General features: G+C 73.3%; 17 protein-coding genes. 14 read left to right on the plus strand and 3 right to left on the minus strand.

The window, feature by feature from the left end; translation table 11 throughout:
* Positions 1-171 precede the first annotated feature (171 nt).
* The 3 genes from OHB01_RS24105 to OHB01_RS24115 form a co-directional block, all read right to left on the minus strand.
* A complete protein-coding gene (locus OHB01_RS24105; RefSeq protein WP_328854009.1) occupies positions 172-2,613 on the minus strand; it encodes a DUF3488 and transglutaminase-like domain-containing protein in 2,442 nt (813 codons plus the stop codon).
* Between the two features lie 35 nt (positions 2,614-2,648).
* A complete protein-coding gene (locus tag OHB01_RS24110; RefSeq protein ID WP_328854010.1) occupies positions 2,649-3,905 on the minus strand; it encodes a DUF58 domain-containing protein in 1,257 nt (418 codons plus the stop codon).
* Between the two features lie 197 nt (positions 3,906-4,102).
* Positions 4,103-5,083, minus strand: a complete 981-nt coding sequence (locus OHB01_RS24115) for an AAA family ATPase (protein WP_147942192.1) — start codon at positions 5,081-5,083, stop codon at positions 4,103-4,105.
* A gap of 572 nt (positions 5,084-5,655) precedes the next feature.
* Here OHB01_RS24115 and mraZ point away from each other — a divergent pair.
* From mraZ to OHB01_RS24185, 14 genes are all read left to right on the plus strand, one after another.
* A complete protein-coding gene (mraZ, locus tag OHB01_RS24120) occupies positions 5,656-6,087 on the plus strand; it encodes a division/cell wall cluster transcriptional repressor MraZ (protein ID WP_079318531.1) in 432 nt (143 codons plus the stop codon).
* A 283-nt stretch (positions 6,088-6,370) separates the two neighbouring features.
* Complete coding sequence (rsmH, locus tag OHB01_RS24125; protein ID WP_142645012.1) at positions 6,371-7,294, plus strand: 16S rRNA (cytosine(1402)-N(4))-methyltransferase RsmH; 924 nt, start codon at positions 6,371-6,373, stop codon at positions 7,292-7,294.
* Positions 7,291-8,181 carry a hypothetical protein gene (locus OHB01_RS24130; protein WP_142645013.1) on the plus strand — a complete coding sequence of 297 codons (891 nt, stop codon included), beginning with the start codon at positions 7,291-7,293 and terminating at the stop codon, positions 8,179-8,181. Before rsmH ends, OHB01_RS24130 begins: the two co-directional genes overlap by 4 nt.
* A 1,022-nt stretch (positions 8,182-9,203) precedes the next feature.
* Positions 9,204-10,934, plus strand: a complete 1,731-nt coding sequence (locus tag OHB01_RS24135) for a peptidoglycan D,D-transpeptidase FtsI family protein (protein WP_260617039.1) — start codon at positions 9,204-9,206, stop codon at positions 10,932-10,934.
* 79 nt (positions 10,935-11,013) lie between these two features.
* Complete coding sequence (locus OHB01_RS24140; protein WP_142645222.1) at positions 11,014-12,588, plus strand: UDP-N-acetylmuramoyl-L-alanyl-D-glutamate--2,6-diaminopimelate ligase; 1,575 nt, start codon at positions 11,014-11,016, stop codon at positions 12,586-12,588.
* Positions 12,589-12,651: 63 nt separating this feature from the next.
* Complete coding sequence (locus tag OHB01_RS24145; RefSeq protein WP_142645014.1) at positions 12,652-14,019, plus strand: UDP-N-acetylmuramoyl-tripeptide--D-alanyl-D-alanine ligase; 1,368 nt, start codon at positions 12,652-12,654, stop codon at positions 14,017-14,019.
* Positions 14,016-15,092, plus strand: a complete 1,077-nt coding sequence (mraY, locus tag OHB01_RS24150; RefSeq protein WP_142645015.1) for a phospho-N-acetylmuramoyl-pentapeptide-transferase — start codon at positions 14,016-14,018, stop codon at positions 15,090-15,092. Before OHB01_RS24145 ends, mraY begins: the two co-directional genes overlap by 4 nt.
* Positions 15,074-16,450, plus strand: coding sequence for a UDP-N-acetylmuramoyl-L-alanine--D-glutamate ligase (gene murD, locus OHB01_RS24155; protein ID WP_142645016.1), 1,377 nt, complete (start codon positions 15,074-15,076; stop codon positions 16,448-16,450). The genes mraY and murD overlap by 19 nt, the downstream gene beginning before the upstream one ends.
* Positions 16,447-17,898: a putative lipid II flippase FtsW gene (ftsW, locus tag OHB01_RS24160; protein WP_142645017.1), complete on the plus strand. Its 1,452-nt coding sequence runs from the start codon at positions 16,447-16,449 to the stop codon at positions 17,896-17,898. Before murD ends, ftsW begins: the two co-directional genes overlap by 4 nt.
* A gap of 1 nt (position 17,899) precedes the next feature.
* Positions 17,900-18,979, plus strand: a complete 1,080-nt coding sequence (gene murG, locus OHB01_RS24165; protein ID WP_142645018.1) for an undecaprenyldiphospho-muramoylpentapeptide beta-N-acetylglucosaminyltransferase — start codon at positions 17,900-17,902, stop codon at positions 18,977-18,979.
* On the plus strand, positions 18,976-20,400 hold the full coding sequence (murC, locus tag OHB01_RS24170; protein ID WP_142645019.1) for a UDP-N-acetylmuramate--L-alanine ligase: 1,425 nt from the start codon (positions 18,976-18,978) through the stop codon (positions 20,398-20,400). The genes murG and murC overlap by 4 nt, the downstream gene beginning before the upstream one ends.
* Positions 20,401-20,431: 31 nt before the next feature.
* Positions 20,432-21,103 carry a cell division protein FtsQ/DivIB gene (locus OHB01_RS24175; protein WP_328709652.1) on the plus strand — a complete coding sequence of 224 codons (672 nt, stop codon included), beginning with the start codon at positions 20,432-20,434 and terminating at the stop codon, positions 21,101-21,103.
* Between the two features lie 247 nt (positions 21,104-21,350).
* Entirely contained in the window at positions 21,351-22,772 is a 1,422-nt protein-coding gene (gene ftsZ / locus OHB01_RS24180) for a cell division protein FtsZ (protein WP_328855864.1), read from the plus strand.
* Positions 22,773-22,805: 33 nt separating this feature from the next.
* Positions 22,806-23,519: a YggS family pyridoxal phosphate-dependent enzyme gene (locus tag OHB01_RS24185; RefSeq protein WP_142645022.1), complete on the plus strand. Its 714-nt coding sequence runs from the start codon at positions 22,806-22,808 to the stop codon at positions 23,517-23,519.
* Positions 23,520-23,620: the final 101 nt, after the last annotated feature.

Raw genomic sequence — 23,620 nt, forward strand, 5'->3', positions numbered from 1 at the left:
CACCGAGTCGTCTGCGGCGCCCCGCGCCCCCGGCTCGCCCGCGGCGCGCCTCCGCGCTGATCGGTGCTTTCGCCCCGCCCTGCCCGCGGGTGCTCGCCTGCCGCGCGCTTTCCCCCGTCCGCCCCAAAAGGGAACGGCACCCCCGGCCAGTGGCCGCCGGGGGCAGGGCGATCAGCGGCGGGCGCCGGTGAGGGTCCGCTCCTTCGCGGTGTCGTCGGCCCGGGTGCCGTCCGGGCGTTCCGGCGTGGCGGCCGCCCGCGTTCCGCCGGGCCGCGCCCGCCAGAGCCGGGGCCGCAGCCCCTCCAGCCGGTCGAAGACGTCGAGCGCGCCCTCGCCGGCCGCCCGCACCCGCAGCAGCACGGACATCGGGGCGAGCGCGGCCCCGAGACGCCGCCACCGTGAGGCCTTCGACGCCAGATCGCGCCTGATCCGGCGCAGGTCCGCCGGGACGGGCCCCGACGCCGAGGGCGTGGGGGCGTACCTGAGCCGTTCCTCCGACGTGACGACGCGGGTGAGCGCCTCGGCGGCCTGCGGCCCGAGCGCGTACCGCTCGCCGATCCGGCGGCCGAGCGCGCGCGGCGTCTCGCTCGGCTCCCCGGCCATCCCCAGGTCCGTGAGCATGTCGCGCAGCTCGGCCCAGGCCGCGTGGCCTCCCGCCGCCGTACGCGTGACCAGGCGAAGGCGACGACGTCGCACCAGGACCCGCGCGGCGGCGGGCAGCAACAGCAGCGCGAGCGCGGCGGCGACGCCGATGCCGATCTCGACGGGCACGGGCATGCCGGGGTCGGCCGCGGTGGCCGTGCCGTCGAGGTCGCGGTCGAGCTGGCGCGGGTTCGGCCGGGCCGGTCCGGCGCTCTGCCCGGCGTCGTCCTCCGCGCTCGACGACGGCCCGTCGGACGGGTTCGCCGTAGGGCCGTCCGTCGGCGTGACAGGCAGCGAGTAGAGCGGCACCTGGGCCGTGCCCTGCCCGGTGGCGCCGGTGGGGGTGGGCTCGAACCGCAGCCAGCCGATCCCGTCGAAGAACAGCTCCGGCCACGCGTGGGCGTCGTGGGTGCGGACCGTCCACTCGTTGCCGATCTTGGTGCCGCCGGTGTATCCGATCGACACCCGCGCCGGGATGTTGAGCAGACGCGCCATCACGGCCATCGCCCCGGCGAACTGCTCGCAGTAGCCGGTGCGGTCACGCAGCAGGAACCGGGACAGCGCCTGCGCGCCCGATCCGGACGCGCGCACGTCGTAGGTGAACCGGCCGTCCTGGGTGAACCACTCCTGCAGCTTGACCGCGGCCTCGTACGGCGAGGCGGCGTCGGCGGTGATGCGATGGGTGAGGGCGGTCACCCGCGGGTCGAGTCCTTCGGGCAGCTGCAGGTAGCGGTCGCTGTCCGGGAGGGTCACCGCCGTGCGCAGCTCGGTCAGGGTGGGCTCGGGCTCCTCGGTCATCACCCGGTAGTCGAGCCCGGCCGCCTCGTCCTCGGTGGAGAAGACCATGAGCGAGGCCCGGTCGGCGCGCCAGTCGCCGTCGGCCTCGACCTGCCTGGCCGGGTAGGGCAGCGGCAGGAAGTGGAGCGTGTCGATCTCATCGCTCATCTTGACCCACATCTCGGCGCGCTTCACCGTCACCCCGGGCCGCAGCCCGGGAGCGGGCGGCAGCGGCCCCTCCGACACGCGGTCTTCCGGGCGTCCGCGCAGCGGGGCCAGCGTCCACTTCGTCCCGTCGAAGATGTCGAGCGAGAAGATCCGCAGATAACGCGGCACGTCGTCGCTGCTGGTGTAGGTGAGCACGGTCGCGTTGCGCTGCTGCCTGAGCTGGCCGCCGAGCTTGGCGATGGCGTCGGGGATGCCGATGTTGCCGCCGCCCCCGCCGAGGCCGTTGCCGACGCCGAAGCCGAACAGCGGATCGGGGGAGAGGGCCGGCAGCAGCGCGGGCACCAGCACGGCCAGCGCGATCGCCGTCACGCCGATGCGCTTGCCCGACAGGGCGAGCCGCTCGGTGTCGGGGGCGGAGCCGCGCGAGGCGTCGGATGAACGCCGCACCACGACGGCCCGGCCCCAGCGGCTCAGCCGCTCGCGCCCGTCGGCGACGAGCAGGCCGATGTAGCCGAACGCCGCGACGACGAACGCGATCCACCCGATCGGGTCGGTGATGACCGCCGCGGGCACGGTGAACAGGGCGAGCATCGGCAGCCCGGCCAGCGCCGCCCGGCGCAGCCGCACCGCGAAGACGTCCACGAGCAGGGCGATCAGCGCCACACCCGCCGTGGTGAGCAGCACGATGCCGGGACGGTCCGGCACCGGGGCGGCGTACTGCTGGATGCCGTCATATCCGGAGGCGATCAGCTTGGCGAGCCGGATGACCGAGTCCTTGGTGGGGATGATCCGCAGCCACGCCTCGTCGGGCGTGAAGACGAGCGTCAGGTAGATCAGGACCGTCACGGGCGTCACGGCGGGCGCCACCCATGGGCGGGCGCCCAGACGGGAGGCCACCGTGCCGGTCACGGTGACGACCAGGATCGCCCCCATGCAGGACCAGAACCAGGTGCCGCCCTCGAAGAGCGGATAGAGCGTGATCGTGACGGCCGCCGTGGCCAGCCCCGCCGCAACCGGCAGTTTCATTGCTTCCTACCTTCCGTCCCGCCGGTGCGGCCGGCTCAGGCCGCGCTCCTCTTGTTTCCGGCCTGCGGCCACACGTCGGCGAGCGGCGTGCCGGCGGGCAGGTCGAGCACCCGCCACCCGGCGCCGGTCAGGACCGATCGAGCGGCCCGCGCGTTCTCCTCGGCGACGGCGTCCCAGGAAGCCCCGTGCCCGGACGCGCGGTCCCAGGAGGCGAGGTCGAGCAGGATCGCGACGGCGGTCACGCCCGAGTGGCGGAGCTGGGCGAGCGCCCGGGCCTCCTCCGGATCGAGCCCCCCGAGGACCGCGATGATCAGGCCCTCGCCGCCGCCCTGACGCAGCGCGCCGATGCCGTGCTCCAGCGAGCGCGCCGTGCTCTGCCGGATGACCGAGAGCGTGTCGAGCAGCGACCACGACTGGCCGGTGTCCACCACGTGTCCCGCGCCCTGGTCGGTGACCAGGCGCAGGGCGAGCCCCTCCGCGGACAGGTGCACGCCGATGGACGCGGCGGCGGAGACCGCGACCTCGAACGACGAGCGCGGCCCCTCCCCCCGGTGGGCGTGCCTGCGGGTGTCGAGCAGCAGCGCGCCCCGGCTCTGCCACTCCTGCTCCTCGCGCCTGACCATCAGCTCGCCGTGCCGCGCCGTCGAGCGCCAGTGGACGCGGCGCAGGTCGTCGCCCTGGCGATACTCGCGCGGCGCCACGTCGTCGTCGCCCGCCGCCGCGACCGACCGCGTACGGCTGTCGCCGCCGCCGCTGTACTCCCCGGAAAGACGCGCCGGCGGCAGCGGCACCACCTCGGGCGTGACCACGAGCGTGTCGGTGATGGTGAACGAGCGGGTCAGCTCGACCAGCCCGAACGGGTCGGCGATTCGCACCGAGAGCGGCCCGATCGGGAAGCGCCCGCGCAGGTCCGAGCTCACCTTGTAGTCGATCTCCCGGACGCCGCGGGACTCCATCCGATCGAGGACGAACCTCGGCCGGGTCCCCAGCGCGTACTGCAGGGTGTCCTCCACCAGCAGCAGCCCGGTGGGCAGCCGGGTGACGTTCTCCAGCCGCAGGGTGACCGTGGTCTGCTCGCCGGCCTGCACCCGCGCCGGGGTGAGCCGTCTGGCGCAGGCCAGCCGATAGCGCGTGCGGGCCACGACCATCGAGGCGAGCAACGGCATCGCGATGATCAGCACGGACACGCGCAGCAGGTCCTGCTCGCCGAGGACGAGGGCGCACAGCAGGGCCGCCACGCCGGACGCGAGGAACGAGCGTCCTCGCGGGGTCAGAGCCTTCAGCCCGATCATGGGCCCTCCGTCACTTGCTCACTGTCACATCGCCGGGCGCGCGCCCTGCTTACCGGTGCCCCGCTTACCGGTGCCCCGCTTACCGGTGCCCCGCTTACCGGCGCCCTGCTCGCTCGCACCCTGTTCACTCGCACCCTGTTCACTCGCACCCGGCTCGCCCACATCCGGCTCGCTCACATCCGGCCCACTCGCGTCCGCTATTTGGCGTCGGGCACCGGGACGCGCCGCACCAGCTCGCCGACGAGCTGTTCGGGGTGGCGGCGCTGCCCCTGCGCCTCCAGGCTCGGCATCAGGCGGTGCGCCAGCACGGGGACGGCCAGCTCCTGCAGGTCGTCCGGGATCACGTAGTCGCGGCCGGACAGCGCGGCGTGGGCCCGCGCGCTGCGCACCAGATGAAGGGTGGCGCGCGGGGAGGCGCCGAGCCGCAGGTCGGGGGAGTGCCGGGTGGCCGCGACCATGTCGACCGCGTAGCGCTTGACCGGCTGGGAGACGTAGACCGCGCGGACGGCCTCGATCAGCGCGGCCACCTCCGCCGTGGTCGCGACCGGTTCCATCTTGTCCAGCGGCTGCGAGGCGCCGTGCACGTCCAGCATCTCCAGCTCGGCGGCAGGCTCCGGGTATCCCATGGCGATCTTGGCGGTGAATCGGTCGCGCTGCGCCTCGGGGAGGGGATAGGTGCCCTCCATCTCGATCGGGTTCTGCGTCGCGATGACCATGAACGGCGCCTCCAGCGCGTAGGTCACGCCGTCGACCGTGACCTGGTGCTCCTCCATGCACTCCAGGAGGGCGGACTGCGTCTTGGGGGAGGCGCGGTTGATCTCGTCGCCGACGACGATGTTGGCGAAGACCGGTCCGGGCTTGAACTCGAACTCACGCGTCTGCTGGTTGTACGCGCTGACCCCGGTGATGTCGCTCGGCAGCAGGTCGGGGGTGAACTGGACGCGCTTGACCGGGCAGTCGATGGAGCGCGCCAGAGCCTTGGCGAGCATCGTCTTGCCCACACCGGGCACGTCCTCGATCAGCAGGTGGCCCTCCGCCAGGAGCACGGTGAGAGTAAGACGGACGACGTCGCTCTTGCCTTCGATCACCGATTCGATCGAGGCGCGGATCCGGTGGGCGGTGTCGATGAGATCCTCGAGCCGAGCTGAAGCATCGGTGACGTCGGGAGTTACTGCCACCAGGCCTCCATGAGGGTGCGTCCCCGAGAATGGGGCGTTATACGTTCCTTTTCCATTCTGTGTACTGACCCTATGTCCCCTCTGGTTCTCGAGCGACTTTGTCCGGAAATCCGGGTGAACTGCCCACAGTGTTGTGGCGTCTCTTCACGGTCGCGTGGCGCGTTCGTCCGAATCCCGTGACATCCCGTGACTTTTCGCGACTTCCCGCGCCATCCCGCGACTTCCCGCGCCATCCCGCGACGTCCACCGGCGTCCCGTGCGGCGGCTCATGGCACCTGAAGCCTGGCGCGCTCCACTTCCCTCCACCCGGTTCCCCCACCCCTCTCCTGCCGCCCCCGGGAACCCCGTACGCGCCGGGGTTTCCGGGGTGCCGACACGCCCGTGCGCGGGGCGGGGGGCGCCGCGGCGCCCCACCCCGACCCACCCCATTTCACCTGCGAAAACGCCGTCGATTTTGAATGCCGACACGGCCAGAATCGGTTGACGGTGGGGAGAAGTGGAGTATGGTGGTGCGCAGTGGAGGGCAGGGGCTATAGCGCTGAGCGCTCCACAAGGCACAGGAGGTGGGTCCGGTGTTCCTTGGCACCCACCACCCGCGCCTCGACGACAAAGGACGGCTGTTCCTGCCGGCGAAGTATCGCGAGGAGCTGGCGGAGGGTCTGGTGATCACCAAAGGCCAGGAGCGCTGCCTCTACGTCTTCCCCGTAGAGGAGTTCCAGCGCATCACCGAGGCCCTGCGTACCGCTCCGGTGACGGCGAAGGCGGTCCGCGACTACAGCCGTGTCTTCTTCGCCAGCGCGTCCGACGAGGTGCCGGACAAGCAGGGACGCATCACGATTCCCCAGACGCTGCGGCGTTACGCCGGTCTGGAACGTGACTGCGTCGTGATCGGCGCCAACACGCGACTGGAGATCTGGGACGCCCAGGCATGGGACACCTACCTGGAGGCCCAGGAACAGGCATTCTCCGATCTGTCGGAGGAGGTGCTGCCCGGGATTCTGTAGATCGGTCCTTTCTTTTGATCAATTGACCCGTCGGTGACGTTCGGCGAGGTCTCCACCCGCTCCCATGTGGCAGCTGATGCACCTTCCCCGGTGTCAGACGCCACGGCCGGCGACGCGGATGGGGACCTGGCCGGACGGGTCGGTTCTCCGGGAACCGGCATGGGTGGGGGTCCGTTGGGTAGTCACCGGCGGCACAGCCGCGAATCCGCGAGTACTGCGGCGTAAATGGGGGTTGGAAGCGTTGTCGCAAGAGCCCGGTCACCCGGGTGGTCACGTTCCGGTCATGCTCGATCGCGTGCTGGAGTTGCTCGCTCCGGCGTTGTCCGGACCGGAGCCGGTGGCCGTGGACGCCAACCTCGGTCTCGGCGGGCACGCCGAGGCGCTTCTGGCCGCCCACCCCTCCCTCCACCTCATCGGCATCGACCGCGACCCCACCGCCATCGAGCGTTCCACCGCCCGGCTCGCGCCGTACGCGGACCGGATCACTCTGGTGCGCGCCGTCTCCGACGAACTGGCCGACGTGCTCCGTGACGCCGGACGGCCCCGTGTGGACGCCGCGCTGTTCGACCTCGGCGTGTCATCCCCTCAGCTCGACGAGGCCGAGCGCGGTTTCGCCTATTCCTATGACGCCCCCCTCGACATGCGGATGGACCGCGAGCAGGAGCTCACCGCCGAGCGTGTGGTGAACACCTACTCCGCCGCGGACCTCACACGCATCCTGCGCGACTACGGCGAGGAGCGCTTCGCGGCACGCGTCGCGAGCCTCATCGTCAAAGAGCGCGCCAAGGACCCCATCACCAGCACGAAACGGCTTGCCGACCTGGTCCGCGCGGCGATACCCGCCGCCACGAGGCGGACCGGGGGCAACCCGGCGAAGAGAACGTTCCAGGCGTTGCGCATCGAGGTGAACGGCGAGCTGTCGGCGCTCGAACAGGCGCTCCCCGCCGCACTGGACGCGCTGGCGCTGGGCGGGCGCGTGGTCGTGCTCGCCTACCACTCCCTTGAGGACCGGCTCACCAAGCAGGTCCTCGCGGCGCGAACCAGGGACACCAGCCCACCCGGGCTGCCGGTCCCCCTGGAGGCTCACCAGCCCCGGTTCCGCCTTCTGACGAGGGGAGCGGAGCTCCCGGACGACGAGGAGGTGGCCCGCAACCCGCGGGCGGCCTCGGCCCGCTTGCGGGCGGCAGAGAGGATCCGCGAGGGATGAGGACAGAGCAGGAGAGCAGGAGGGCGGCCGGGCGTACGGCCGCGCCGCCCCGCGTGCCCGGCCGCACGCCGGGCCGGACAGCCGCGCCGGCGGGCGAGGCCGTCGCCGCTCCGGACAAGCGCCGCGTCCGCCCCGGCGCGCCCGGCGACGACCGCGCGCGCGAGGCCGTCCCGGCTCCCCGCGGCGGCGCGCAGAGCCGCGGTCGCGAGGCCGCCCCGGCGTCCCGGCCGGGCGCGGACGGCCGGCCCCGCCGTGAGGCGGTCCCGGCTCCCCGCAGGGCTCGTACGGACGCGCGCCCCGGTGAGGCGGCGGCGTCCGCGGGATCCGTCGCGGCCCCGAAGCGCGACGGTTCCCGGGTGCGTACGACCGCCCCCGCCACGTCCGGCACGGCGGCTTCCGGCACCGCCGCGTCCCGCTCCGCCGCATCCCGTACGGCGACCCGCCCCGCACCGTCCCGCGAGGCCAGGAGTCTCACCGAGGTAGTGCCCGCGCCGCGGCGCGTCGGGCGCGGTGGTGCGGAAACCCGGCCGGCGGCGACCTCACGTGCCACAATGGCGCGGCGGGCGTTCCGGCGGCCGCCGCGCGCGCCCTTCGTGCTGCTCGTCGTGGGCCTCATGTGCGGTGGCCTGGTGACCCTCCTGCTGCTGAACGTGGTCCTCTCGAAGGACTCGTTCAGGCTGAGCGACCTGCAGTCGAGCATCGACGAGCTGCACGAGCAGGCAGCGGAGCAGGAGAACCAGCTCCGCCAGTGGACGCAGCCCAACGCGGTGAAGGAGCAGGCCGCGGCGCAGGGCCTCGAGCCCGACAAGTCCGCGCCGAAGTTCCTCGACGCGGGCGGCGGCGCGGCGGCGCGGGAGCAGGCCCAGAAGGAGGGCACGGACCGGTGAGAGACAGCGGCCGGAACCCGGGTCCCGGCCGCGGGGGTCCCAGCGGGCGAGGCGGTGGCCAGGGCCCGGGCGGTGACAGGAGGAGCCCGGGCTCCCCGGGGCGGCCGCCCCGCCAGGACGGGCCGCCGAGGCTCGGTCGTCCCGCCGACCCCGGACGCGACGACGCGACGGGCGGCTCGCCCCGGCGCGGCCGCACCGGCGGCGCTCCGGAAGGCGGAGGCAGGCAGGGCGGCGGCCGGGCGGACGGCGCGCGCGACGACATCAGGAACGGCCGCGGCGGCGAGTCGGCCGGGCGGCGACCCGCCCGGCCGCATACCGGCATGCCGGGGCACGGCGCGTCGGGGCCCAGTACGTCGGGGCCCAGTACGTCAGGACACGGCGCGTCGGGGCCCAGTACGTCAGGACACGGCGCGTCGGGTCACGGTACGTCGGGTCACGGGACGTCGGGTCACGGTGCGCGGGGAGGCGCGTCCGGCGCCTCCGGCCGTCCACGTGCGGCGAACGGCGGCGATCCGCGTCCCGGCGCCACAGGAAAGCAGGGCACCGCAGGAAAATCCGGCACGGGAAAGCAGGGCGCCGCGGGAAAGCCCGGCGTCACGGGAAGGCCCGGTGTCCCAGGCAAGGCCGGGGCCACCGGAAAACCCGGCGCTTCAGGAAAACCCGATGCCCCGGGAAAGTCCACCGGCAGGTCCGGCGCTCCCGGCAGGCCCGGTGCCCCGGGGACGTCGGGGACATCGAGAACGACCGGAGACGGCGCGTCGTCGAAGGCGGGCGCCCCGGGCAGGACCGGCGCGCCGCGCCCGTCCGTACCACGTCCGTCCGCGGCGAGCCCGTCCGCGGCGAGCCCGTCCGCGCCGCGACCGTCCACTGCACGGCCGTCCGCATCACGGGCGTCCGGACCCGGCGCGTCCGGTGGGACGGGTGGCACCGGCGGCGGGCGTCCCCGAACCGGAGGCGCGCCGCCGCGCCCGCCGGGTCCCCAGCGTCCCTCGGGCCCGCCCGGCCCGCCGCGTCCGCCCGCCGTGCTCCGGCTGGGCAACCCCGCCCGGCGGCTGCGGGCGGCGCTGGTCGTGATGGCGATCGTGCTGTCGCTGTTCGCCGGCCGGCTGGTCCAGCTCCAGGGGTTCGACTCCAAGGTGCTCCAGGCGAGGGCAGCCGAGCAGCGCGTACGCCCCGAGACGCTGCCGGCCAAGCGCGGCTCGATCACCGACGCCAACGGCCACGACCTCGCCGTGACGGTCGAGGCCAGGGAGATCTACGTCGACCCAGCGGACGTCGACCCGGCCAAGCGCGACCTGGTCGCCACCACGCTGGCCCGGGAGCTGAACAAGCCCAAGGAGGAGATCGCCGCCGCGCTGGCCAAGACCACCCAGCGGTACATCCCGCTCGCCCGCGACGTCGAGCCGCCTCGGGCCAAGCGCATCATGGGCTTCGAGCTCAAGGGCGTGGGCATGAAGGAGACCTACCGCCGTCTCTATCCCGGAGGCTCGCTCGCGGGCGGCCTGCTCGGGTTCGTCGGCGTCGACGGCAGAGGCCTGGAGGGCCTGGAGAGCGCGTACGACGCCATCCTGGCGGGCAAGGACGGCAAGCAGAGCGTCGAGCTCGGCGCGAACCGGCAGCGCATCCCGATGACGCGCAGCCAGCGCGAGGCGCCGGTGCCCGGCCGCGACGTGCGCCTCACCATCGACAGGGACCTCCAGTGGGCGGCGGAGCAGGCGCTCGACCGGCAGGTGCGCGAGAGCCGGGCGCGCAGCGGCAGCGTGATCGTCATGGACGTGCGGACCGGGCAGATCCTCGCCATGGCGAACGCGCCCCAGGCCGACCTCAACAACTGGCAGTCGGCCCCGGCCGAGGACCGCGCCAACCGGGCCGTGTCGGAGATCTTCGAGCCGGGCAGCACCAACAAGGTGATCACGGCCGCGGCGGCGATGGAGGCGGGTGTGGTCACTCCGGAGACCGTCTTCCGCGTGCCCGACCACATCCAGTGCGCCGACCAGCAGCTCAGGGACGCCCATCCGCACAAGCCCGAGCCTCTGACGTTCACCGGGATCCTCGCCGAGTCCAGCAACGTCGGCACGATCATGGTATCGGAGAAGATCACCAGTCAGCGGCTGTACGACATGTTCCGGTCCTTCGGGTTCGGCGCGCGCAGCGGGTCGGGGGTCCCCGGCGAGCAGGCCGGCCTGCTGCCGCAGTGGGAGACGTGGTCGGGCAGCCAGCGCTGTACGATCGCCTACGGCCAGGGCATTTCGGTCACCGCGCTGCAGATGGCCAGCGTCTACCAGACGATCGCCAATGGCGGAGTGCGGTTGACCCCCTCGATCGTGGCGGGCACCACCGACGAGCACGGCGCGTTCGTCCCCAGCCCCCCGGCCAAGGGCACCCGGGTGATCAGCGAGGCCAACGCCAAGAAGATCGCGCTGATGCTGGAGGCCGTTGTGGGCAACGAGGGCACGGGAGAGGAGGCCTCGATCGAGGGCTACCGTGTCGCGGGCAAGACCGGCACCGCCATGCGCTACGACGAGAAGTGCGCGGGATACTGCGGGTACACCGCCACGTTCGTCGGCTTCACCCCGGCGGACCAGCCCAGGCTGGTCGCCCTGGCGGTGATCCAGGACCCGAAGAAGGACCACTACGGCGGCTCCGTCGCCGCCCCGGTGTTCAAGGACGTCATGACTTTCGCGTTGAAGAGCAGGAAGATCCCGCCGACCGGCACGAAGGCGCCCGCGATGGTCCTTCGCCCGTCGGAGTGACGGGCACGTGACCGGAGCCGACGTGGCCGGGAGGGGCGACGGAGGGGGGTACGCTCTCGCCGTGCGTTCCCCGTCGTCCATGCGTCCCGAGGCCGTCCAGGCCCGTCCGCTGTCCGCCCTGGCGTCCCTGCTCGGCGCGACGTCGTCGGCCGTCCCGTCCCCCGGAGCGCGGGCGGTGCGCGGCACGGTCACCGGCATCACCCTCGACTCGCGCCGGGTGCGGCGCGGCGACCTGTACGTGGCCGCGCCCGGCAAGGCCCGGCACGGCGCGGAGTTCGCCGCCGACGCCCTGGCGTCGGGCGCGACGGCGATCCTGACCGATGAGGAGGGCCGTGACAGGGCCGTCGCCACCGGGCTGCCGGTGCTCGTCGTGCCCGACCCGCGCGCGGTGCTCGGACAGGTCGCCGCCTGGGTGTACGGCAAGCCTGCCGAGGGCATCGCGCTCATCGGCGTCACGGGCACCAGCGGCAAGTCCACCTCGACGTTCCTGCTGGAGGCGGGACTGCGGGCGGCGGGCCACCGCACCGGCCTGGTCGGCGGCGTGGAGATCCGCGCGGGCGACGTGCGGTTCATCCCCGAGCTCACCACCCCGGAGGCGACCGACCTGCAGGGGCTGTTCGCGCTGATGCGCGAGCGGGGCGTGAGCGCGGCGGCCATGGAGGTCTCCAGCCATGCCCTTGCCCTCGGCCGGGTGGACGGCCTGCGCTACGACGTGTCGATCTTCACGAACCTCTCGCAGGACCACCTGGACTTCCACCGCGACCTGGACGACTACTTCGCGGCCAAGGCGCGGCTGTTCACCCCCGAGTTCAGCCGGGCGGGCGTGGTGAACATCGACGACGCCCACGGGCGTGAGCTGGCCGCGACAGCCAAGATCCCCATCACCACGTTCTCCGCCACCGGGGCGCCGGAGGCCGACTGGCGCGCCGAGGACGTGCGCCTCGGCTCCGCGGGCAGCGCGTTCCGCCTCGTCGGTCCCGGCGGGGTCGAGGCCGAGGTGTCGGTGGCCCTGCCCGGCCCGTTCAACGTGGCCAACACGCTCGGCGCGCTGGTCGCGCTGGTGGAGGCCGGGGTCCCGCTGCAGGCCGCGGTGACCGGCGTCGGCGAGTTCGCCGGCGTGCCGGGCCGCATGGAGCGGGTGCCGGGCGCGGACGACGTCCAGGTGATCGTCGACTACGCGCACAAGCCGGGCGCGGTCGAGTCGGTCCTGCGCTCGCTGCGCGCCGTGCTGGACGACGGGCCGGGCGGCCGCCTGGTGATCGTGCTCGGCTGCGGCGGCGACCGCGACCGCGGCAAGCGCCCGATCATGGGCGAGGCCGCCGTCCGTCTCGCCGACCTGGCCGTGTTCACCAGCGACAATCCTCGTACGGAGGACCCGCTCGCGATCCTCGCCGCGATGCTGGAGGGCGCGCTGCGGGTACCCATCAAGGAGCGGGCCCACGTGATTGTGGAGCCGGACCGGGCGGCCGCCATCCGTCTGGCGGTCGGCGGTGCGGTGCCCGGAGATGTGGTAGTTGTGGCCGGCAAAGGACACGAGCAGGGGCAGTATGTCGGGGGCGAGGTCATTCCCTTCGACGACCGTGAGGTGGCCGCCGCGGCCATCGCGGAGCGAAGCCGGGCACGGCGGGCGGTGCGGGAGGCCGCCGATGCGTGAGCCGATGCCGGGCCGTGTCCAGGCGGCCGAGTTAGCGACGCGAAAGAGAGCAGGAAAGACACCATGATCCCGTTGCCGCTGGCCCGGGTCGCCGAGATCACGTCCGGAGCACTACACGGGGTGGCCGACCCCGGGGCCGTGGTCCGGGGACCCGTCGTGATCGACTCACGGGCGGCCGGACCGGGCTCGCTGTTCGTGGCGATCAAGGGTGAACGGGCCGACGGGCACGACTTCGCCCGGCAGGCCCACGACGCCGGCGCCGTCGCCGTCCTCGCCACCCGGCCCGTCGACGCGCCTGCCGTGATCGTGAGCGACCCGCTCGCGGCCCTGGCCTCGCTCGCCACCGCCGTGCTGTCGGAGCTGCCCGGCACGACCGTGGCCGGCGTGACCGGCTCCGCGGGCAAGACCACGACCAAGGACCTGCTCGCCGGTCTCGCCGCCCGGCTCGGCCCCACGGTCGCCCCCGCCGGCTCGTTCAACAACGAGATCGGCCACCCGCTGACCGTCCTCAAGGCCGACGAGACCACCCGTTTCCTGGTGCTGGAGCTGAGCGCGCGCAACGTCGGCCACATCGACTACCTGGCGCGGATCGCCCCGCCCCGCATCGGCGTGGTGCTCAACGTCGGCACCGCCCACCTCGGGGTCTTCGGCGGCAAGGAGGCCATCGCACAGGCCAAGGGCGAGCTCGTCGAGGCGCTGCCCGCCGACGGGGTCGCCGTGCTCAACGCCGACGACCCGCTGGTGCGCGCGATGGCCGGCCGTACGAGCGCGCGGGTGACCTACTTCGGGCGCTCGCCGGAGGCGCACGTGCGGGCGGAGGACGAGACGCTCGACGCGACCGGCCGCGCCTCGTTCACGCTGCGCACGCCGTCCGGCTCCGCCCCGGTCCGGCTGCGCCTGTACGGCGCGCACGCGGTGGACAACGCCCTGGCCGCGGCGGCGGCCGCGTACGAGCTGGGGCTGCCGGTGGCCGTCATCGCCGAGGAGCTGTCGGCGGCCGAGCCGCGCAGCCGCTGGCGCATGGAGGTCGGCGAGCGGCCCGACGGCGTCACCGTGATCAACGACGCCTACAACGCCAACCCCGACTCCATGCGGGCCGCCTTCGGCAGCCTCGCGGTGATGGGGGAGGGGCGGCGGCGGTTCGCGGTGATCGCCGCGCTGCGCGAGCTCGGCGAGGACAGCGCGGCGCTCAACGAGGACCTCGGGCGGCTGGCCGCGGGCGCGGGCCTGGAGGCCGTCGTCGTTGTGGGAGAGGACGCCGGGCCGGTGCTCCGGGGCGCGCCCGGCGCGATCCACGTCCCGGACGCCGCCGCGGCGGCGCGGGAGTTGTCCGGCCGCCTCGCGCCGGGCGACGTGGTGCTGGTGAAGGGGCCGCGTGCGGCCGGGCTCGAGCGGGTCGCCGAGGCGATCCTCGGAGGTGACGCCCGGTGAGGAACATCCTCATCGCGGGGGCGATCTCGCTGATGCTGTCCATGGTCGGCACGCCGCTGGCCATCCGGCTGTTCGCCCGCAGGGGCTACGGCCAGAACATCCGGGAGGAGGGCCCGTCGGGACACTACGACAAGAAGGGCACTCCCACGATGGGCGGCACGGTGATCGTCATCGCGTCGCTGATCGGCTATTTCGTGGCCCACGGGGTGACCGTCTTCTCCGCGGTCAGCGACCCGCCGACGGCGTCGGGACTGCTGGTGCTGTTCCTGATGACGGGCCTCGGCGCGGTCGGCTTCCTCGACGACTTCATCAAGATCTACAAGCAGCGCAGCCTGGGCCTGCGCAGCGGCGCCAAGGCGGGCGGGCAGCTCGTCGTCGGCGCGATCTTCGCGGTGCTGGTGCTGCGGTTCCCCAACGCCTACGCCGTCACCCCGGCCGACACGCACGTGTCGTTCCTGCGGGACATCGGGCCGTCCATCGGGCTGATCGGCTTCATGATCTGGGTCGTGTTCTTCATCGTGGGCTTCTCGAACGCGGTGAACCTGACCGACGGCCTCGACGGCCTGGCCTCCGGCGCCACCTGCCTGGTCCTCGCGGCGTACGTGCTGATCGGCAACTGGCAGCTGCGCAACAGCTGCACGACGGTCGGCTTCGGCCCCAACTGCTACTGGGTGCGCGACCCGCTCGACCTGGCCGTGGTCGCGGCGGCGGTGCTGGGCGCCTGCCTCGGCTTCCTGTGGTGGAACGCCCCGCCCGCCAAGATCTTCATGGGTGACACCGGCTCGCTGGCCCTCGGCGGCGTGATCGCCGGCCTGGCCTTCACCACCCGGACCCAGCTCCTGCTCGTCATCCTGGGCGGCCTTTTCGCCATCATCACGATGTCGGTGATCATCCAGGTCGGGTCCTTCAAGCTGACCCGCAGACGTGTCTTCCGGATGGCGCCGCTCCAGCATCACTTCGAGCTGTCGGGCTGGGCCGAGACGACGATCGTGGTGCGCTTCTGGCTGATCGCCGCGCTGTGCGTCGCCGCCGGTCTCGGGCTGTTCTACCTCGAATGGATGCCGAAGCAGTGACCGTCGTCGTCGCCGGTCTCGGCGTGTCGGGCGCCGCCGCGGCGCGGGCCCTGGCGGCACGCGGCGAGCGCGTGACCGTGCTGGAGGCCGCGGACGGCGAGCGGCAGCGCGTCACGGCCGCCGAGCTCGCCGAGCTGGGCGTGGAGGTGCGCTTCGGCGAGCCCGCCCTGCCCGCCGGGACCTCGCTGCTGGTCACCTCGCCCGGCTGGCGTCCGTCCCACCCGCTGCTCGTCGCCGCCGCGGACGCGGGCGTCGAGGTCATCGGGGAGGTCGAGCTGGCCTGGCGGCTGCGGCGGGAGCCCGCGGCCCCCTGGCTGGCGCTGACCGGCACCAACGGCAAGACCACCGCCGTCCGCATGCTCAGGTCCATGCTGTCGGCCGCCGGGCACAAGGCCGTGGCCGTGGGCAACGTCGGCGTCCCCATCGTCGAGGCCGTCGACGGGCCCTACGACGTGCTGGCCGTGGAGCTGTCGAGCTTCCAGCTCCACTGGTCGTCCACCGTGGCCCCGCTCGCGGGAGCCGTGCTCAACGTCGCGCCCGACCACATCGACTGGCACGGCTCCATGGAGGAGTACGCCTCGGCCAAGGCGCGCATCTTCGCGGCGGCGGGGACGGTGGTCTACAACGCCGACGACGCGTCGTCGTCCCGTCTGGCCGAGCCGTACGCCTCGCGGGTGGGCTTCACGCTCGCCGTGCCCCGGCCGGGGGAGCTGGGCGTCGTGGAGGACCTGCTGGTCGACCGGGCCTTCGTGGCCGACCCGGTGGCCTCGGCGGAGGAGCTGGCCTGCCTCGCCGATGTGCGGCCGTTCGCGCCGCACAACGTCGCCAACGCGCTCGCCGCCGCCGCGCTGGCCCGCGCGTACGGCGTGCCGCCCGAGGCCGTACGCCGCGGCCTGCGGGAGTTCGTCCCCGACCCGCACCGGATCGCCCACGTGGCCCGGGTCGGCGAGGTCGACTACGTGGACGACTCCAAGGCCACCAACCCGCACGCGGCCGCCGCGTCGCTGGCCGCCTACCCGTCGATCGTGTGGATCGCGGGCGGCCAGCTCAAGGGCGCCGACGTCGACGACCTCGTACGGCAGGCCGCGCCGCGGCTGCGCGGAGCGGTGCTGCTGGGGACCGACCGGGATGTGATCCGGCGCGCATTGGCGCGACACGCCGCGAATGTCCCCGTGGTGGACGTGCCGGAGCAAGACACTGGGGTCATGGACCGTGTCGTCGCCGAAGCCGCCCGGCTCGCCACCCCGGGTGACACCGTGCTGCTCGCCCCCGCCGGGGCGTCACTGGACATGTTCGCGAGCTACGGAGCCCGTGGGGAGGCCTTCGCCCGAGCCGTGCGGCGGCTGGCGGCCTCGTGACGGGCCCAGCGACCGGCCCGGGGGCCGGCGGCTCGGCCGGCGCCGCCACCGCCCGGGAGCCGGAGCGTCGGGGGCCCGAGCCCGTCGGCTGGGCCGCCGCCCAGCTCGCCGCGCTGCGCGAGCTGCTCGGCCGCCCGCTGACGTCCTACCACCTGGTGCTCGGCTGCAGCGCGCTGCTGCTCGCGCTGGGGCTGATGATGGTGCTGTCGGCGTCGAGCATCGAGGCGCTGCAGCGGACCGGCGACCCGTTCTACTGGTTCCTCAAGCAGGTCACCTCGGTGGCGATCGGGCTGCCGCTGATGTGGGTCTGCTCCCGGCTGCCGCAGCGGTTCTTCCGCCTGGCGGGCTATCCGCTGATGGGCCTGTCGATCCTCGGCCTGCTGATGGTCATCTTCCTCGGCCAGGAACTGCTGGGCGCCCAGCGGTGGATCGTCATCGGCCCGTTCTCGGTGCAGCCGTCCGAGCCGGCGAAGCTGGCCCTGGCGTTGTGGGGGGCCGACCTGCTCGCGACGCGGGCCCGCGTCGGCCGCATCGAGTGGCGCCAGCTGCTGATCCCGCTGATGCCGGGCGTGGCCCTGCTGGCCGTCCTGGTCATGCTCGGGCGCGACCTCGGCACGACGCTCGTGCTCATGATCATCTTCCTGGCGTTGCTGTGGGTGGTCGGCGCGCCGGTGCGGTTGTTCGGCGGGATCCTCGCGCTGCTCGCACTGGCGACCGCCACTATGATCATCGCCGAGCCGTACCGGCTCGACCGCCTGACCGGCTTCCTGCACCCGTGGGACACCGCGCAGAAGGAGGGCTTCCAGGCCGTCCAGGGGCTGATGGCCATCGGCTCGGGCGGCTGGTTCGGCATCGGGCTCGGTGCGGGCCGGCAGAAGTGGAACTACGTCCCGCACGCGGAGAGCGACTTCATCTTCTCCATCCTGGGCGAGGAGCTCGGGCTGATGGGGACGCTCGTGGTGGTCGCGCTGTTCGGCCTGCTCGGCTACGCCGGGCTGCGCATCGCCATCCGGACGAAGGACCCCTTCGTCCGCCTGGCGGCCGCCGCCGTCACCGCCTGGATCGCCGGGCAGGCCGTCGTCAACATCGGCGCGGTCATCGGGGTCTTCCCGGTCACCGGCATCCCGCTGCCGCTGGTGTCGTACGGCGGATCGGCGCTGCTGCCGACGCTCGCCGCGCTCGGCATGCTGGTGTCGTTCGCCAAACAGGAGCCCGGAGCGGCCGAGGCGCTCGCCGCCCGTGGCCCGGGACCGGCCGCGCGGGCTCTAAGCTGGCTTGGCCTGAACGGCCGCGCCGGGCGGCGGCCCGCGGTCTCGCGGGCACCGGCCCGTCAGCGGGCGGCGCGGCCGCCGACGGCACGAAGAGGAACGACAGGGAACGGACGCGGGAACATTCGCGAGAAGATCCGGGAAGACGTCCGCGAAGGCGTCCGCGAAGACAGGGAGTGACATGAGGGTGGTCCTCGCCGGCGGCGGGACGGCCGGCCATATCGAGCCGGCGCTCGCGCTGGCCGACGCGCTTCGCCGGCTCGACCCGAGGATCGGCATCACCTGCCTCGGCACCGAGCGCGGCCTGGAGACTCGCCTGGTGCCCGCCCGGGGCTACGAGCTCGAACTCGTGCCCGCCGTGCCGCTGCCCCGCTCGCTCAGCCCCCAGCTCCTGACCGTGCCCGGCCGCCTCGCGGGGGCCATCGGCAGCGCCGCGGGCATCCTCGACAAGGTCGGCGCGGACGTCCTGGTCGGCTTCGGCGGATACGTCGCCACGCCCGGCTATCTCGGCGCCCGGCGGCGCGGCGTGCCGATCGTGGTCCACGAGGCCAACCCCCGGCCCGGCCTGGCCAACCGGCTCGGCGCCCGCGTCACCGAGCACGTCTTCACCGGCCACCCGGACGCCGTGCTCCCGAACGCCGAATACATCGGCATCCCGCTGCGCCGTGAGATCAGCACGATGGACCGCCTGTCGATGGGCGACAAGGCGCGGTCGTACTTCGGGCTGGAGTCCGACCGGGTGACGCTGCTCGTGTTCGGCGGCTCCCAGGGCGCCCGCTCGATCAACCAGGCGGCGCTGGAGGCCGCGCCCTACCTGCGGGCTGCGGGCGTCCAGGTGCTGCACGTGATCGGGCCCAAGAACACCGTCGAGGTGGAGCCCCCGCCCGGCGACCCGCAGTACGTCATCCTGCCGTACGTCGACCGGATGGACCTCGCCTACGCCGCCGCCGACCTCGTGCTGTCCCGCGCCGGCGCCATGACCTGCGCCGAGCTCACCGCCGTGGGGCTGCCCGCGGCGTACGTGCCGCTGCCGCACGGCAACGGCGAGCAGCGCCTCAACGCCGAGCCCATCGTGCGGGCCGGGGGCGGCCTGATGGTCGACGACGCGGACCTGTCGGCGGCCTGGATCGTCCAGACGCTGCTGCCGATCCTGAACGACCCCGAGCGCGTGGTAGCGATGTCCGAGGCCGCATCGCGGATGGGCCGCAAGGACGCCGACATGGCGCTCGCCCGCAAGGTGCTGGAGATCGCTCACCGATGAGTCTCGTCAAGCTCGTGGATCCCGTCCCCGCGGCCGACCTTGGGCGGGTGCACTTCATCGGCATCGGCGGCGCCGGAATGTCCGGCATCGCCCGGATCCTGCTCAAGCGAGGCGTGCCGGTGTCGGGCAGCGACGCGCGGCCCTCCGAGCTGCTGGCCGAGCTGCGCGAGCTGGGCGCCGTCATCCACGTCGGCCACGCCGCCTCCCACATCAAGGAGGTGGACACGGTCGTGGTGTCCACCGCCATCCGCGACTCCAACCCCGAGCTGGGGGAGGCGCTGCGGCAGAACCTGCGGGTGATCCCGCGCGCCGCCGCGCTGGCCTCGGTGATGGCCGGCCGCACCGGCATCGCCGTCGCCGGCACGCACGGCAAGACCACGACCACCTCGATGCTGACCGTGGCGCTGCAGAAGTGCGGCGAGGACCCGTCCTACTGCGTCGGCGGGCAGCTCGTGACGACCGGGCTCGGCGCCGACGACGGTGCGGGCGAGGTGTTCGTCGCGGAGGCCGACGAGAGCGACGGCTCGTTCCTCATGCTCGCGCCGGGCGTCGCCGTGGTCACCAACGTCGAGGCCGACCACCTCGACAACTACGGCGACCCCCAGGCCGTCCACGACAGCTTCGCCCGCTTCGTCGAGCGCATCGGGTCGCTGCTCGTGGTGTGCGCCGACGATCCGGGCGCCGCCGCACTCGTGCCCATCGCCCGTGAGCGCGGCCTCACCGTCGTCACGTACGGCGAGAGCGCCGGCGCCGACCTGCGCACGACCGACGTGGTGCCGCGCGGCCTCGGCGTGGAGTTCGGCGTGGAGCTCGGCCCCGCCGTTCCCGGCGGGCCGGGACGCGGTGAGGTGCGCCTGGCCGTGCCGGGCCGGCACAACGCGCTCAACGCCACCGCGGTGATCGCCGTGGCGCTCCACCTCGGCCTGCGCTTCGACGACGTCAAGGAGGGCCTGGCGGCCTTCACCGGGGCCAAGCGGCGGTTCGAATCCAAGGGCGAGGCCGCGGGCGTGACGGTCTTCGACAGCTACGCCCATCACCCGACCGAGCTGACCGCCGACCTGCGCGCCGCCCGCGACGTCGTGACCGGCGACGGCCGCGTCATCGCGGTCTTCCAGCCGCACCTCTACTCGCGCACCCGGTTCTTCGCCGACGAGTTCGGCGCGGCGCTCGGCCTCGCCGACGAGGTGATCGTGCTCGACGTGTACGGCGCGCGCGAGGACCCCGAGCCCGGGGTCTCCGGCGCGCTGGTCGCGGGGAAGGTGCCGCTTCCCGCCGAACGGGTCGTCTACGCGCCCGATCGGCGGGCCGTGCCTGAGCTCGTCGCCGGCCGGGCCCGTCCCGGCGACATCGTCCTGACGATGGGCGCGGGAGACGTGACGGAGCTCGGCCCGAAGATCGTCGCGGAGCTGTCCGCCCGGTGATGCGCGCCGTGATCCGGAGCGTGGGGGACCGGTGAGGCGGGCCGTCCGGCGTTCGGCGCTCGCCATCCTGCTGGCCGGCGGGGTGGTGGGCGTCGCCACGTGGGTCGTGTTCTTCTCGCCCGTCCTCGGCGTGCGCGAGGTCGAGATCACCGGCAACAACCGGATCCCTGCCGAGCAGGTGCGGCAGGTCGTCGGAGTGCGCACCGGAACGCCGCTCGCCACCGTCGACATCGCCGGGGTCGAACAGCGGGTGCGCGCCATGCGCGAGGTCGAGTCGGCCACGGTCGAGCGCGGCTGGCCCGGGACGCTGCACGTCAGCGTGGTCGAGCGCGTTCCCGCCGCAGCGGTGCCCATGGGCGTGACGACCGCGATCGTCGACCGCTATGGCGTCGTCCTGCAGGAGGTGGCCGTGGCCCCGCCCCGGCTGCCGGTGCTGCGCGTCCAGCGGGCCGCCGTGGACGACCCCGCCACCAGAGCCGGGCTCACCGTGCTCCGGGCGCTGCCGGAGAGCGTCCTGCAGCGCCTGCGGGAGCTGCGCGTCCCCTCGCCCCGGTCGATCACGCTCAAGCTCACCGACGGCCGTACGGTCGTGTGGGGAGACGCGGAGCGCTCGGCACAGAAGGGACGTGTCCTGCTCGCCGCCCTCGCCAAGCCGGGAACCAGCTACGATGTCAGCTCGCCGCAGGTGGTGACGGTCAAGTGAGATTTCTCACGGGCCGGGAAAACGTGGTCCGGGCCCGCCGGAGAGCGGGGCTTCGTGCGAAAAGGACAGCGCGCGACACGCCGGACGGCCTTGCGGCGCGGTTAGTTGACCCTGGGGGACGCGCAACCCTACTGTCCGTATCAATCCTCAGGTTGACATAACTCTAAATCTCAACTTGAGGGTGAGAGTTCAGAAGACAGCGGGCCCTGCCCGCATGAAACGCAAACGAGCGGAAAGGCCCCTCGTCGTGGCAGCACCGCAGAACTACCTCGCGGTCATCAAGGTCGTCGGCATCGGCGGCGGCGGAGTGAACGCCGTCAACCGGATGATCGAGGAGGGACTCAAGGGCGTCGAGTTCATCGCCATAAACACTGACGCCCAGGCGCTGCTGATGAGTGACGCCGACGTGAAGCTCGACGTGGGCCGCGAGCTCACGCGGGGTCTCGGCGCGGGCGCCAACCCCGAGGTGGGCCGCAAGGCCGCCGAGGACCACCGGGAGGAGATCGAGGAGGTCCTCAAGGGCGCCGACATGGTGTTCGTGACCGCGGGCGAGGGCGGCGGCACCGGCACCGGCGGCGCGCCGGTCGTGGCCAGCATCGCCCGCTCCCTCGGCGCGCTGACGATCGGCGTGGTCACCCGGCCCTTCAGCTTCGAGGGCAAGCGCCGGGCCATGCAGGCCGAGGCCGGCATCGAGACTCTCCGCGAGGAGGTCGACACGCTGATCGTCATTCCGAACGACCGGCTGCTGTCGATCTCCGACCGCCAGGTGAGCGTGCTCGACGCGTTCAAGGCCGCCGACCAGGTGCTGCTGTCCGGTGTGCAGGGCATCACCGACCTCATCACCACGCCCGGTCTGATCAACCTGGACTTCGCCGACGTGAAGTCGGTCATGTCCGGCGCGGGCTCGGCCCTCATGGGCATCGGTCACGCCCGGGGCGACGACCGGTCGGTCGCCGCCGCCGAGATGGCGGTCTCCAGCCCGCTGCTGGAGGCGAGCATCGACGGCGCCCACGGCGTGCTGCTGTCCATCGCGGGCGGCTCCGACCTGGGCCTGTTCGAGATCAACGAGGCGGCCCAGCTCGTCAGCAACGCCGCCGCGCCCGACGCCAACATCATCTTCGGCACGGTCATCGACGACGCGCTCGGCGACGAGGTGCGGGTGACGGTCATCGCGGCCGGGTTCGACGAGCCCGCGCCGGCCAAGCCGGTGGCCGCGCCGTTGTCGCGGCCCCAGCAGGCGGCCCGTCCCGCGACGCCCCCGCCCGCCCCGGCCAAGCCGGAGCCGCGCGTGGAGCCCGCACCGCCCGTGCGTCCGGTGAGCAGCGTGGCGCAGCCCGCGACTCCGCCGGTGACCCAGCTTCCGGTGAACTCGCTTCCGGCCACTCCGGTGCCGCCGCCGGCCCAGCCCGCGAGCCAGCCGGTCCAGCAGGCGACGTCGCAGCCGGCGTCCGCGCCGCAGGCCCAGCAGGCCGAGGGGTCCACGGCGTTCCCGCGTGAGACTGCCGACGGCGGTCGCGACCAGGGCGCCACCGGACCGCTGTCGATCCCGCGCCCGGCTCCCGAGCCGCCGACCCCGATCACCTCCAGGACCGCGCAGCCGGGCCCCCGGCGTCCGGTGGTGTTCGAGGAGCAGGAGGAGGACCTCGACGTGCCGGACTTCCTCAAGTGACCATGGACATCCGTACGGCCGGGGGCGCGGTCCGTGGGTGACCGGCGCGAGGAACTGGCCGCGGCCCTGGCCGAGGTGGAGCGGCGGATCGAGGACGCCTGCCGGGCCGCGGGCCGGTCGAGGTCGGAGATCACCCTGATCGCGGTGACGAAGACCTACCCGGCCTCCGACGTGCGGCTGCTCGCCGAGCTCGGCGTGTCGCACATCGGCGAGAACCGAGACCAGGAGGCGGCGGCCAAGGCGGCCGAGTGCGCCGGTCTCGGCCTCACGTGGCACTTCATCGGCCAGTTACAGACCAACAAGGTCCGCTCGGTCGTCTCCTACGCCGACATGGTCCACTCGGTGGACCGCCCCCGGCTGGTGGACGCGCTCGGCCGCGAGGCCGTACGCGCGGGGCGCGAGGTCGACTGCCTCATCCAGGTCGCCCTCGACGCCGCTCCGGGCGAGGGCGGGGCCGGACGGGGCGGCGCGGCACCGCAGGAGGTGCCGGCGCTCGCCGGGCTCGTGGCGAAGACGGAGGGGCTTCGCCTGCGAGGGGTCATGGCGGTCGCCCCGCTGGGGGAGGACCCGTCGGCCGCGTTCGCGCGGCTGCGGGCCGTCGCCGAGCGGGTCCGCGAGGAACACCCCACGGCCGACGTCATATCGGCCGGAATGAGCGGAGACATCCCCCAAGCTGTGGCGAACGGCGCGACACACCTTCGAGTCGGTACGGCGTTGCTCGGCCGCAGAAAGCCCTTCGTCAGGTAATGTCCCCCAAGTGGACCATGGTGTCCGCGCACAGGTAGAGGTCGATCAGCGGTGAGCTCCAAGGGGGGTACGGCTACCGCCCTGGCCTTCCAAAGGGACCT

The organism is Microbispora hainanensis, assembly GCF_036186745.1.
Taxonomy (GTDB): domain Bacteria; phylum Actinomycetota; class Actinomycetes; order Streptosporangiales; family Streptosporangiaceae; genus Microbispora.

Coding starts and splice junctions, on each gene's coding strand:
- murC (WP_142645019.1), top strand. CDS start 18,976: ATGAGTCTCGTCAAGCTCGTGGATCCCGTCCCCGCGGCCGACCTTGGG.
- OHB01_RS24105 (WP_328854009.1), bottom strand. CDS start 2,613: ATGAAACTGCCGGTTGCGGCGGGGCTGGCCACGGCGGCCGTCACGATC.
- OHB01_RS24130 (WP_142645013.1), top strand. CDS start 7,291: ATGAGGACAGAGCAGGAGAGCAGGAGGGCGGCCGGGCGTACGGCCGCG.
- rsmH (WP_142645012.1), top strand. CDS start 6,371: ATGCTCGATCGCGTGCTGGAGTTGCTCGCTCCGGCGTTGTCCGGACCG.
- murG (WP_142645018.1), top strand. CDS start 17,900: ATGAGGGTGGTCCTCGCCGGCGGCGGGACGGCCGGCCATATCGAGCCG.
- murD (WP_142645016.1), top strand. CDS start 15,074: ATGGATGCCGAAGCAGTGACCGTCGTCGTCGCCGGTCTCGGCGTGTCG.
- OHB01_RS24145 (WP_142645014.1), top strand. CDS start 12,652: ATGATCCCGTTGCCGCTGGCCCGGGTCGCCGAGATCACGTCCGGAGCA.
- OHB01_RS24110 (WP_328854010.1), bottom strand. CDS start 3,905: ATGATCGGGCTGAAGGCTCTGACCCCGCGAGGACGCTCGTTCCTCGCG.
- OHB01_RS24140 (WP_142645222.1), top strand. CDS start 11,014: ATGCGTCCCGAGGCCGTCCAGGCCCGTCCGCTGTCCGCCCTGGCGTCC.